Source organism: Pseudomonas sp. D5(2026), assembly GCF_057766845.1.
On the sequence record NZ_CM173421.1, the window covers coordinates 2,813,847 to 2,826,622 of the forward strand.

The following is a 12,776-nucleotide window of genomic DNA, read 5'->3' on the forward strand; positions in this document are numbered from 1 at the left end:
GGAGCGGTTTACTGCTGGGTCACAGTGGCCAGGTTCGCGTTGCCCAGCTGGGTGATGGTGGCGGATTGGGCGACACCGCTCTGGTCGACGAACGCCATGTTGCCTTGGCCTCCCTGGGTCACGTAGGCGACGTTGATGTTGTCAGTCTGTTTGATGGTGGCTTCGTTGCCGCTTCCGTAAAGTTGGTTGGTGTAGCTCTGGTTGCTATAGCCGGACTGGTCGAGGGTGATGGTATTGCCGGTGCCCTGGCTGCTGCCGTAGGCATAGTTGTCGGTACCACGCTGGTCGGCGATCAGAATGTTGTCAGTGCCGTTCTGTTCGAAGTACAGCTCGTTGCTGACGTCATCCTGCTTGGTCGACATCTGGTTGCCTTTACCCGTCTGAGTCAGCGTGGCCAGCTGGTCAGCGCCCTTCTGGGTCAGATTGACGCCGTTGCCATTGCCGGTCTGGTTGATGGTGGCGTTCTGGTTGGTACCGAACTGGCCACCCATCTTGGCGCCTTTCCAGTTACTGGCGGTGATGCTGTTGCCATTGCCTTGGGTGTTGATGGTGAGGTTGAGGTTTTCACCATTCTGATAGGTGAAATGCAGGTTGTTGTTGCCGGTCTGGGTGATGGTGGTGTTTGAATTGTTGGTCTCGAACTGGTCCGACCAACTGGCGTTGGCGTTGCCTTGCTGCGACAGGCTGACCTTGTTGCTGACGCCGAAGCTCTGGTCGATATAGCCTTCGTTCAGCTGGCCGGTCTGGACCACGGAGGCCTGGCTACCCACCTGAGTGTCCTGCCACACTTCCACCGAGTTGCCGCCTCCGTACTGTCCAATGGCAATGGTGCCACCGGTGCCTTCACGCTGGTCGCCATAGGCCCAGTTGTCGTGGCCATCCTGGTAGATCTGGATATCGCCACCGACATGGTTCAGGTGCTCGGTGGTGGCGAAGTTGTCATGGCCAGTCTGGTTGACGGTGCTGCGATTGTTGCTGCCACCGAAGGTCTGCTCGATGAACGCCTCATTGCGCTGGCCGGATTGCCAGCTGGTGGCTTTGCTGCCTTCCTGGCTGTCCTGCCACACGGTGGATCTGTTGCCGACGCCTTGCTGGGTTTGCAGCGACTCGTTGTTCAACCCTATCGACTGGCTGGCGAAGGCATCGTTGTAGCTGCCTGCGGCCTGCTGGGTGATCTGGCTGCCGTTCTCGAACAGTTGCTCAGCGTAGCCGGCGTTGTACTGGCCGGTGGCGCTCTGTTGAATATCGCTGGTGCTTTCGGCCTGCACGGCGAGGTGATTGTGGCCCTTGCCAGTCTGGGTCTGGGTGGCGGAGGCGAAGGATGCCTGGCTCTGAGAGACTTCGGCGATGTTTTCCTTGCCGTCCTGGGTCTGGGACGAGGTGCTGTCAGCAGCCATGGCCTGACCTGCGAGGGCCAGGACGATAGCGGCACTTAACGGAGCGAGCTTGTACATGTGGTGCCTCCAGGTCTATCGGTATTGGGTGATCTGAACATGCTGGCCATTGCCAGCCTGGGTCACGGAGCTGTTGAGCCCCGAGCCGGACTGCACGATGCTGGCGCTGTTGTCGTTGCCGATCTGCTCGATGGCGGCGCTGTTGCTGCTGCCGCTCTGGCGAATCGACGCGCTGTTGCCATTTCCCTGTTGGCTGATGATGGCCATCAGGTCACTGCCTTCCTGCAAGATGTACGCTTCCTGGGCACCGCCAGACTGGACGATACGGCCCAGCAGGGCCTGACCGTTCTGGTCGAGGGCGGCGCGGTTGCCTGACCCTTGTTGCTCGATCACCGCAGCCTGGCCGGCACCGGCCGGCAGCAGGCGGATGATCACTGGTTCACCGAGGTCGTTGCCGGGTGCGAGGTCGGCATTGTCCATCAGGTCCTCTGCCCAGCAGGCCTGGCCCACCAGGGCCAGGCAGAGCAACAGGGAGTACAGCCGTTTCATCGAAGCCTCCGGCTTTTACTGCACGATTACGTTGACGGTGCGTGTGGTGCCTTGGCTGGTGGTGATCGTCGCCGTCGGTGCCGCAGTCGGGATGATCGTGGTGCTATTGCTGACCACCAGGCGCCAGCGGCCGGTCAGCGCTACCGTGGCCGTACCCAAGGTCTGGACACCGGTAGTAGTGGTTACCTGCACGGTCACGGTATTGCCGGTAGTCACCGAGGAGGTGCCACTGATGTCCCAGTTGTAACGGTTGTTGGAGCGCGCCGTGACTGTGGCTGTCGTGACGGCGAAGGTTTCAGCGGCAGGCCGAGGCGACACGTTGACGGTGACCGTACCTGGGGTGGACAGCCCCCCCAGCGAGTCACGTGCCTGGTAGGTGAAGGTGGTGGTGAAGGCTGTGGTTACAGTGGCCGGTGGGGTATAGGTTACGGTCGTGCCGTCGGTGCTGACCGTGCCGCGGCCGGCGGCCGGCTGGGTGATGTTGGTCACGCTCAGCGGCACGTTGCCTTCTGGATCGGTGTCGTTGGCCAGCACGTTGATGGTCAATGGCACGCCCAGGGTGGCGACGGTCTCCGGGTTGGCAGTCGGTGCCTGGTTAGGCGCTACGTTGATGGTGACGGTGGCCGGTTCCGACTTCAGGCCCTTGGCATCCATCGCCCGGTAGCTGAAGGTGGCTACCAGCGGTTGTGTGGCCCCGCTCGGCGGCGTGTAGGTCACCGAGGTGGTGCCGTTCATCACGACGCCGCCAAGGCCGGTCCCGGGTTGGGTCAGGTCGCTGATGGTCAGCGGCACGTCGCCATCCGGGTCGCTGTCGTTCAGCAGCAGGTTGAGTGTGATCGGTACACCGACACTGGTGTTGCCGATGTCGGCCTGGGCCAGCGGTGGCTGGTTGGCGGCCTCGACCGGGGCGTTGCCAACCACGATCACCGGCTCCACATCACTACCGCCGCGGGCAGACTTGACCGTAACGGTGGCGGGCGGTTGCGCCAGGTCGTTGACCGTGATGCTTTGCAGCGTGCCCGATTTCGACATGCGGCCGTAGCCTTGGGCGAGCAGGTCGGGGACCGCTACTTCGTCGCTGGAGCTGGCCTCGATCAACAGGCGTTTGTTGGCCCAGTCATAGCGTGCGGTGCTGACTTTGACCACGTCGCTCAGCTTGCTCGAGAGCGCAGTCGGCTGGGTGCCGCCCACTGCGTTGCTGGCGGTGACAACCACCACCTCTGGCGGCGCCGACTGGTTGAACTGCTGGCTGAAGAACAAACCGTTGTTGTCCGAAGTCAGGGTGAACTGACAAGGCGAAGGCGGCGTGCCGATCAGTGCCAGGCCATTGCGCATACACAGGCTGGCCTCACTCGGGGCCTTGGCGAACACTTCCACGCGGGTGCCGCTGCCGTTGCGCGAGTACGTGGCGCGCTCCAGGGTGACCGGGGTTTGTGCCCGCTGGTCCAGCACCTTGCCAGACACTGTGAACGTATTGGTCTGAATGGTGCCAGCGGGCCCTTCGATGCGTACAAAGTTGGTATTGAAGGGGCTACCGGTTACCGCTTCGGTGATATTGGGATCGCCGATGTAGGTTTCGGTGGTGCCAGTGTCAGGGTTGACCTCTGTATACGGCCCGCCAACCCCCTTCAGCCAAGGGCCGATCGCCCCGCCTAGCGCCCCTTGGAAGTTGCCCGGCGCGCCAATGCCTATGTCCCGGGTGATGTTGATCGCGCGACGTCCTGCCGTGGTGACGTTGACCGTCTCCACCCCGTAAGGGTGCGTGATGGTGTAGGTGCCGGTGCGTGGGACCGAAGCACGGATACGGATGCGCGCGAAACTTTGCTGATCACCGTCTACCGGGTTTTCAGCAGCGAAGGCTGCCTCTAAACCGGCAACGTAGACCTCCAGCTCATAACCGCTGTTACCTACTTGTGGTATCGAGGTTTCGGCCAGGAACCAGAACATCTCCGGTGGCCAGTTATCTGGAAATACCAGCGGCAGGGCATCGTCATAGACACCGGGCTCGGGCAACAAGGTGCACATGTAGGCCGGCGCCCCTGGCGCGCCTGGCGCACGGGTGCTGGTGGCACGTGACTGGCACAGCTCCAGGGATTGGTCGAGGCTGTCCTTGTACCACATCGGATAGCCACCTGTGGCGAAGGTGTAGGGCCCCGGGTCGACATCAGACAGCGCGGCGAATGCGGCGCTGGTAACGGTAAGAGAGAAACCGGCGGCCAACAGCGCACGGCGCGACCAAGTGTTCATGCTGCCTCCTTGAAGGCTGAGCCTTTGTCTGTTCATGGCACCAGCACCACGTCTTCGGTGTCGCTGCCACCGTTGGCGCTGGTGACCTGCACCTTGGCCGGCGGAATGGGCGAGAGGGTCATGCTCAACGTCTTCACGGCGCCGGTACCGCCCAGGTTGCCGATCAACGTGCCGTTGCCGGTATGTGCGGTAAGTACTGGAGGTGTGGTTTCGTCACTGGTGCTGGCCACCAGGGTCAGCTCGCCAGTGGACAAGCGGTATTGGGCCTGCGTGATGGTGACCAGGTCGGTCAGTGGCAGGTCAGTGGTGGCCAGGCTGCTGGTCGGGACGGCCACGCTGTTGTCAGCGGACAGTGTGACGATGGTTCCGGCCGCCGGGTTGAGGGCTGACTGGCCGTACCACGCGCCAGTGCCATCGGCTTCGGTAAGGTTCAGGTTGGGTGTTTGACTGGTCAGGGTGACAGTTGCCGGAGGTGGCGGGGCCATTACGAAGATGTCTTGTTGGGCGATCAGGTCGCCGTTCTCGGTATGGCGTGAGTAGGTGCTGCGTTGTGGCATCAGCGGGGTTGGCAGGGCCACTTCGGAAAGCTTGCCGGAGACAGCGAACAGCTCGGTGCGCAGGTCGATGCCACCAGGGCCTTCGATGCGTACGTAGTTGGTGTTGAATGGGCTGCCGGTGACCTGCTCTTCCAGGTTCGGGTCGCCGATGAAGCGCTCGTTGCCTTCGGTGTAGGGGCCGTTGACACTGCGCAGGAACGGCCCGACATCGCCCTTGAGTGCGCCGGTGAAGTCGCCTGCGCCGGCGATGCCGATGTCGCGGGTCATGTTGATCGCACGGCGTCCTGCAGCGGGTACATCGAACACTTCAACCCCGTAGGGGTGGGTGACCACGTAGGTGCCCGCGGTGGGTACGTCGACCCGGATACGGACCCGCGCGAAGCTGACCTGGTCACCCTCGACAGGCTCCTCGGCGGCGAATGCCGCTTCGATCGCGGTGCCGTAGCTGAGGTCGATGCCACGGGCGGCGTCGACGATTGCAGCGTCGGCAGTGAACCAGAACGCTTCGTCAGGGAAGTTGGTGGGGAAGACGATGGGTTGGGTATCGTCGAACACACCAGGCGTGGGCAGCAGTGTGCACATGTATGAAGGTGCGCCGGGCGTGCCGGCGACCCGGGAGCTGACCGCCTTGGTCAGGCACAGGTCGAGAGTACGACCGTGGCTGTCCTGGTACCAGGCGGGGAAGCCACCGTTGGCAGGAACGTAAGCGCCTGGGTCGACAGCGTTCAAGGCGGCCTGCGCCGGGAGCTGGAGCATGCCGGCGAAAATCGCCACTGCCAGCGGGTGGGGTATCGGTCGGTGCATGAGTCAATTCCTCCTGCAAACGGGCCCATGGACTTGGGGCGTCTGGGAGGAGATCGGCAAGAGCTGTGCCAATATCTGAAAGTTGCGCTGCAGGCCTTGGGGGGCAAGGGGGCGAGCCTATCCGCGGGGGATTTTGCAAGCCGCTGGCGGTGGGCAGCGTTCCCCCAAGGTTGGGGATTGGGGGCCGGTAATTTCAACCCGGTTTTCGATGCAGAGCCGAGTTCTGAATTCAGTCAGGATCAGGCAGTAGGCGCGGCCGGTTATTCTTGCGATCTGCAACCGCGTGCTTTGCGTGTCTTTTTCTCATGACTGTTCTGAACACGTCTGCAAGTGCTGCGGCGCAGCATCAGATAGGACTGGGCTATGTTCAGCCGCCTGCAGCGCGATGCGTCCATAGAAGAGCAATGCAGTTGCCCAAGTTGTAAGCCAGACAAAGATTCCGGCCCAGAACGTATGAGACATATAGTGCCAGCCCTGTAATACTCGGGTAGTGCCATACACGAATCCGATCAGCAGGATGGCAACCAGCAACTTGCGAGCATGCGCCCACCGGTGGCGCAGGGCCACGAAATACAGCGCCAACAGCGTAAACCCGCTGGACGCATGGCCACCCGGCCAGCAACGGCCATCGCCGGGCTTGCTCCATAAAGAGAAGTTTTCGAACCATTCGACCCGGGCTTGCGAACCGCCATACAGCGTGGTTTCCACAGGGCAATACACGCTGGTATGGCTTTTCAGGTAGTGAATCACGGTGGTGCTCAGTGCGAACGCTACCACCACGAACAACAGGTCGCGCCGATATTGGGTGGTAAAGCGTAGCACCGGTGCAATACGGGCCTTTTCCAGTACCCGGGCAAGGTCCAGTTGTGGGTGGCTAGCCAGGCGCGGCCAGATGAACGAGAGCAAGCTGCCTATGACGGCCAGTTCACCTGTCCAGTCCGGCAGGATGCGTGGCCATTTGTGGGTGACTTTCTCGAATAACGGGTTGTGCAGCAGCGGGAACTGGCCAGTGGCCGGGTCAAGCAGCAGGTTGCTGATCCAGCGATCTAAGTCTGTGAGGTCGAAGGCCATGAACACAATGGCGGCCAGCAATAGTGGCAGCAGCAGGTTGTTGCGGTAGAAGGTGGCGCGGGAGGGCATGTTCAGAGTTCCTTGGCATCAATGAGTGTGTGCCATTCACTGGCCGCCATTTGGCCCAGCACCTTCGTCTTGCCATCGTTGCCACGCGTGATGAACAGGGCGCTGGCATAGCTGTTCGATGTTGCGCTAGAAGGCGCTTTGAGCGCCTGCTCCAGTTGATCCATGCAGCCGCTGTGGCTGACCAGCACGAGGTTGTGGCCACTTCGCTTGAGGGCAAAGGCCTTTTCGGCAAAGTGGCTGTCACATTGATTAAGCCAGTCTCGTGTGGCGACGGTTTTACCGAACATGGCTTGTGCGGTCTGCCGGGTTCGCACCTCTGGGCTGGTCCAGACATCAGCTTCGCCCAGGCCAAGGTGTTGCAACCCGAGGCCTACATCGGTGGCCACCTGCCTGCCCGCGACGGTGATCCCGCTGGGGTCGTTCAGGCACGCATCACTGGAGCGGTCGCAGCGTTCGGCATGGCGCAGTACGACAATCACCGAGCCTTTTGCCCAATCGGTATACAGCCCACTGTGCTGCAGGTGATGCGGATTGCCCAGGTTGGGGGTGGCCGCGCGCTGCTGGGCCCAGGCTGCCGCTACGCCGAGCAAGAGCAGCAGGCACAACACCACCCATTGCGCTGCTCCCCAAGGCCATCGGTGTATCGGCCCAAGCCGTGAAGCGGGGGAGTCGTCGATCAGGTCGTGCAGCATGTTTGCCACTCCAGTCAGTTTGCTCCATGCGAGAGCGTCGGCACTGTAGGCAGTGGAATGTCGGCAGAGGGTGAGGCGGGTGTGAAAAAAGCCTTTCGCTGATGGGTGTGCGGTGGAGGTCAAACCGGGTGAGAGGGTAAGAATGAAACCGGTTTCAAAACATTTCTGAACGCGCTAGATTATTCGGCTGTCTTCTTGATGGCCTATCAAGATCAACTCTTTATTGAAAATCAGATGGCGCTTATCAAGGCCACCCCAAAGCCGATGAGGATTCGCAATGCCTGAGCATGCCCCAGACAACCCGCGCAGGGATTTTCTGCGCAAGACCTTGACTCTGATCCCTGTCGTTACAGTGGCCAGTACAGGGCTTGGCGTGGGCGCCAGCCAACTGCTTGCGGCCCCGCAACCGCATCAGCAACCGAAAGTGCCGGCTACGCCGCCTGCGGGCAATTATCAACCGACATTCTTCAGCGCCGAAGAATGGGCTTTTCTACAAGCTGCCGTTTCCCGCATCATCCCGGCCGATGAGCTTGGCCCAGGGGCACTCGAAGCGGGCGCCGCCGAATTTATCGACAGGCAAATGAACACCCCCTACGCGACGGGCGCACAGTGGTACATGCAAGGGCCGTTCAACGCCGACGCCCCGCCCGAGCTGGGCTACCAGTTGCAGCTCAGCCCGCAACAAATCTACCGCCTGGGCATCGCTGCCGTGGACGGCTGGTGCAAAGCCAATGGCGGACAGGTTTTTGCTGCGCAAGATAGCGCTACCCAGGACCGCATTCTCAGTACGTTGGAGGCAGGAGAGGTGGTTTTCGAAACCGTTCCGGCCAAGGTGTTCTTCAGCCTGCTGGTGCAAAACACGCGCGAAGGGTTCTTCTGCGACCCGATTCATGGCGGCAATAAAGGCATGGTCGGCTGGACCCAGATCGGCTTCCCCGGCGCCCGCGCCGACTTCATGGACTGGGTCGAGCGCAACGAGCCTTACCCGTTCCCGGCTGTATCGATTCGTGGTGAGAGGGCCTGAGGCATGGCGACTGTGTTGAACAAAGTGGATGCGGTGATCGTCGGCTTCGGCTGGGCCGGTGCGATCATGGCCAAAGAGCTGACCGAGGCCGGGCTGCACGTGGTAGCCCTGGAGCGGGGGCCAATGCAGGATACCTACCCCGAAGGCAGCTACCCGCAGGTGATCGATGAGCTGACCTACAGCGTGCGCAAGAAGCTGTTCGTCGATGTGTCGAAAGAAACCGTCACTGTCCGCCATAGCGTGAATGATGTGGCATTGCCCAATCGCCAGCTGGGCGCATTCCTGCCGGGCAAGGGCGTGGGGGGCGCGGGCCTGCACTGGTCGGGTGTGCACTTCCGGGTCGACCCCGTCGAGTTGCGCCTGCGCAGCCACTATGAAGAGCGCTACGGGCGCACGTTCATTCCCGAAGGCATGACTATTCAGGACTTCGGCGTCAGTTATGAAGAACTGGAGCCCTATTTTGACTTTGCCGAAAAGGTCTTTGGCACTTCAGGCCAGGCCTGGACCGTCAGAGGCCAGGTGGTCGGTGAAGGGAAGGGCGGCAACCCCTATGCGCCGGACCGCTCCAACCCGTTCCCGCTGCCCGCGCAGAAGAACGTTGTATCGGCAAGGCTGTTCGAAAAGGCTGCCACCAGCCTGGGCTACAAACCCTACAACCTGCCGTCGGCCAACACCTCCGGGCCATACACCAACCCCTACGGGGCGCAGATGGGGCCGTGCAACTTCTGCGGTTTCTGCAGCGGTTACGTGTGCTACATGTACTCCAAGGCCTCGCCCAACGTGAACATCCTGCCGGCGCTGCGCCAGGTGCCCAACTTCGAGTTGCGGCCCAATGCCCATGTGCTGCGGGTGAACCTGGACGACCGCAAGCGCAAGGCTACCGGCGTGACCTACATTGATGCCCAGGGGCGCGAGGTGGAGCAACCGGCAGAGCTGGTGATTCTGGCGGCTTTCCAGTTCAACAACGTGCGTCTGATGCTGCTTTCCGGCATTGGCAAGCCTTACGACCCGGTGAAGAACGAAGGTGTGGTCGGGCGTAACTTCGCCTATCAGAACATGGGTACGGTAAAGGCGTTCTTCGACAAGGACACCTACACCAACAACTTCATCGGCGCGGGTGGCAATGGCATTGCCATCGACGATTTCAACGCCGACAACTTCGACCATGGCCCGCACGGCTTCGTCGGCGGTTCGCCAATGTGGGTGAACCAGGCCGGCAGCCGGCCGATTGCCGGCACCTCGAACCCGCCGGGCACGCCGGCCTGGGGCAGTGCCTGGAAGAAGGCCACGGCCGACTACTACACCCACCAGGTGTCGATGGATGCCCACGGCGCACATCAGTCCTACCGTGGCAATTACCTGGACCTGGACCCCACCTACCGCGATGCCTACGGCCAGCCGCTGCTGCGCATGACGTTCGACTGGCAGGAAAACGACATCAAGATGAACCAGTTCATGGTCGACAAGCTGAGCAAGATCGCCCAAGCGATGAACCCCAAGGCCATTGCCGTGCTGGGCAAGCAGGTCAAGGACCACTTCAACACCACCAGTTACCAGACCACCCACCTGAACGGCGGGGCAATCATGGGCACCGATCCTAAAACCAGTGCACTGAATCGCTACCTGCAAAGCTGGGACGTACACAACGTGTTCGTTCCGGGGGCTTCGGCGTTCCCGCAGGGGCTGGGTTACAACCCGACCGGGCTGGTGGCCGCGCTCACCTACTGGTCGGCCCGTGCCATCCGTGAGCAGTACCTGAAAAAACCCGGTCCGTTGGTCCAGGCTTGAGGAGCGATGAGCATGAAGACACTGTTGATCGCAACTCTGGTGCTGGGTGCCGGCGCGGCTTTGCAGGCCGCAGCGAATGACGATGCGCAGGTGCGCCTGGGCGAGTACCTGGCCCGCGCCGGTGACTGTGTGGCCTGCCATACCGCCAAAGGCGGCAAGCCCTTTGCCGGCGGGTTGCCGATGGAAACGCCGATTGGCACGGTGTACTCCACCAACATCACCCCGGCGGCCAGTGGCATCGGCCAGTACAGCTTCGATGACTTCGACCAGGCCGTGCGCAGGGGTATCGCCAAGGACGGCAGTACGCTCTATCCGGCCATGCCATACCCGTCGTATGCGCGGGTCAGCGAGCAGGACATGCAGGCGCTGTACGCCTATTTCATGAAGGGCGTGGACCCAGTCGAGCAGGCGAACAAGGCCTCTGACATTCCCTGGCCGCTGAGCATGCGCTGGCCGCTGGCAATCTGGCGCGGCCTGTTCGCCCCAGAGGCCAAGCCCTGGCAGGCATCAGCGACAGCCGACCCTGTGGTGAACCGCGGGGCGTACCTGGTCGAGGGCCTTGGGCATTGTGGCGCTTGTCATACGCCGCGGGCACTGACCATGCAGGAAAAGGCCCTGAGCGCGGCCGATGGCGAGCAGTTTCTGGCCGGCAGCGCGCCGCTGGAAGGCTGGGTTGCCAAGAACCTGCGTGGCGATCACAAAGACGGCCTGGGCAGCTGGAGCGAAGCGCAGTTGGTGCAGTTTCTCAAGACTGGGCGCAGTGATCGCAGCGCCGTGTTCGGCGGCATGAGCGATGTGGTCGAGCACAGCATGCAGCACATGAGTGATGCCGACTTGACCGCTATCGCCCGCTATCTGAAAACCCTGCCGCCGAGCAATCCGGACGACCAGCCGCATGTGTACGACAAGCAGATAGCCGATGCGTTATGGAAGGGTGACGACAGCAAGCCTGGGGCGGCGGTGTACATCGACAACTGCGCGGCCTGCCACCGCACCGACGGGCAGGGCTACACCCGCGTGTTCCCGGCCTTGGCCGGCAACCCGGTGGTGCAGACTACGGATGCCACGTCGCTGATCCATGTGGTGCTTGCCGGTGGCACGGTACCGGCAACGCACACTGCGCCGTCGAACTTCACCATGCCGGCTTTCGGCTGGCGCCTGAGCGACCAGGAGGTTGCCGAGGTGGTGAATTTCATTCGCAGCAGTTGGGGTAACCAAGGCAGCGCCGTCACGGCCGGTGACGTGAAGTCGCTTCGCTGACGTGTTTTTCTGCGCCCTCGCCCGTAGGAGCGGTTTTAACCGCGAACACGGGCGAGGCCCGTGCTATCCCCTAACGTAATCAGATTCCAGGGTAAGCCCTATTCCACAGATATGAATCTATAACAATCAATGAGTTATGCAATATTATTAATGCGATTTAACATTTACGGTCTTCGTGCCCGACCAACGGCATGTTGACGAACCCGTGCATTTTTGCTGTATTGAAACCGGTTTCATCACTATTAAAACAATCATAAGGAAAACCCATGACCGACGCGCCTGCCCATACCCGCGAACGGGTCACCATCAGCGAAGTGGCGCGTGTTGCTGGCGTTTCCAAAGCCACCGTCTCCCGTTACATCGGTGGCGACCGCCAATTGCTGGCCGAAGCCACGGCCAAGCGGCTGGAAGAGGTCATCGAACGCCTCGGTTATCGCCCCAACCAGATGGCTCGCGGCCTCAAGCGCGGCCAGACGCGACTGATCGGCATGCTGGTGGCCGATATTCTCAACCCCTATTCAGTGGCCGTGATGCACGGCGTGGAAACCGCCTGCCGTCAGCATGGTTACAGCCTGGTGGTGTGCAACACCAACCGCGACGACGAGCAGGAGCGTCACCACCTGGTGGCCCTGCAGAGCTACAACGTCGAAGGGTTGATCGTGAACACGCTCGGTCACCACCCCGGCGAACTGCTCAACCTGCGGCGTGACATCCCCATGGTGCTGGTCGACCGCCAATTGCCCGAGCTGAATGTGGACCTTGTCGGCCTGGACAATGCCGACGCAGTCGAGCAAGCCCTTGACCACCTGCAGGCCCAAGGCTACCGCGACATCCTGGCGGTCAGCGAACCCCTCGATGGCACCAGTTCACGCCTGGAGCGGGTGCAGGCGTTCGGCGCGTCGATCAGCCGCCGGCCAGGCATGCGTCAGCAGGTACTTGAAATCAGCGCAGGGCTGCAGGGCCAGTTGGCTTCGTTTCTTGCCCACAGTGGCCATGGTCCGCAAGCCATCTTCACCTTCAACGGCGTTGCCACCTTGGCGGTGACCCGGGCCCTGCTCGAGGCCGGGCGCAACCTGGTTGCCGATGTCGGGTTGATTGCCCTCGACGACCTCGACTGGTACCCCTTGGTCGGCAAAGGCATCACCGCACTGGCCCAGCCCACCGAGCGCATCGGTGTGGCGGCATTCGAAAGCCTGCTCGGTCGCCTGCGCGGCGACAGCGGCGCAGCACGGCGTATCGACTTCAAGGCCAACCTGATCATCCGCGGTTCAACCCAACCCCAGTAAGAAACAGCAGGTTTGCGCCTGCTGCTGTTGATTAA

General features: G+C 61.8%; 10 protein-coding genes. 4 read left to right on the forward strand and 6 right to left on the reverse strand.

All coding sequences use genetic code 11. The annotated features are described in order from the left end of the window. Positions 1–8 precede the first annotated feature (8 nt). The 6 genes from AC3B5Q_RS12955 to pmrG form a co-directional block, all read right to left on the reverse strand. Entirely contained in the window at positions 9–1,454 is a 1,446-nt protein-coding gene (locus AC3B5Q_RS12955) for a curlin (protein WP_021783815.1), read from the reverse strand. A gap of 15 nt (positions 1,455–1,469) precedes the next feature. Further along, the gene (locus AC3B5Q_RS12960; RefSeq protein ID WP_021783814.1) at positions 1,470–1,943 is read right to left on the reverse strand and encodes a curlin; all 474 of its coding nucleotides are present in this window, start codon (positions 1,941–1,943) and stop codon (positions 1,470–1,472) included. Positions 1,944–1,958: 15 nt separating this feature from the next. Continuing rightward, positions 1,959–4,190, reverse strand: coding sequence for an Ig-like domain-containing protein (locus tag AC3B5Q_RS12965; RefSeq protein WP_103469704.1), 2,232 nt, complete (start codon positions 4,188–4,190; stop codon positions 1,959–1,961). A 32-nt stretch (positions 4,191–4,222) separates the two neighbouring features. Continuing rightward, positions 4,223–5,551, reverse strand: coding sequence for a hypothetical protein (locus AC3B5Q_RS12970; RefSeq protein ID WP_103444455.1), 1,329 nt, complete (start codon positions 5,549–5,551; stop codon positions 4,223–4,225). 303 nt (positions 5,552–5,854) lie between these two features. Further along, on the reverse strand, positions 5,855–6,691 hold the full coding sequence (locus AC3B5Q_RS12975) for a phosphatase PAP2 family protein (RefSeq protein ID WP_488392619.1): 837 nt from the start codon (positions 6,689–6,691) through the stop codon (positions 5,855–5,857). Between the two features lie 2 nt (positions 6,692–6,693). Next, a complete protein-coding gene (pmrG, locus tag AC3B5Q_RS12980) occupies positions 6,694–7,383 on the reverse strand; it encodes a lipopolysaccharide core heptose(II)-phosphate phosphatase PmrG (RefSeq protein WP_392524365.1) in 690 nt (229 codons plus the stop codon). 277 nt (positions 7,384–7,660) lie between these two features. On the opposite strand from pmrG, the gene AC3B5Q_RS12985 reads away from it, so the two are divergent. From AC3B5Q_RS12985 to ptxS, 4 genes are all read left to right on the forward strand, one after another. Further along, positions 7,661–8,407 carry a gluconate 2-dehydrogenase subunit 3 family protein gene (locus AC3B5Q_RS12985; protein WP_103444449.1) on the forward strand — a complete coding sequence of 249 codons (747 nt, stop codon included), beginning with the start codon at positions 7,661–7,663 and terminating at the stop codon, positions 8,405–8,407. Between the two features lie 3 nt (positions 8,408–8,410). Beyond that, entirely contained in the window at positions 8,411–10,195 is a 1,785-nt protein-coding gene (locus AC3B5Q_RS12990) for a GMC family oxidoreductase (protein ID WP_103444448.1), read from the forward strand. A 12-nt stretch (positions 10,196–10,207) separates the two neighbouring features. Then, positions 10,208–11,455 carry a cytochrome c gene (locus AC3B5Q_RS12995; protein ID WP_275967278.1) on the forward strand — a complete coding sequence of 416 codons (1,248 nt, stop codon included), beginning with the start codon at positions 10,208–10,210 and terminating at the stop codon, positions 11,453–11,455. A 266-nt stretch (positions 11,456–11,721) separates the two neighbouring features. After that, complete coding sequence (ptxS, locus tag AC3B5Q_RS13000; protein ID WP_103444446.1) at positions 11,722–12,741, forward strand: transcriptional regulator PtxS; 1,020 nt, start codon at positions 11,722–11,724, stop codon at positions 12,739–12,741. Positions 12,742–12,776: the final 35 nt, after the last annotated feature.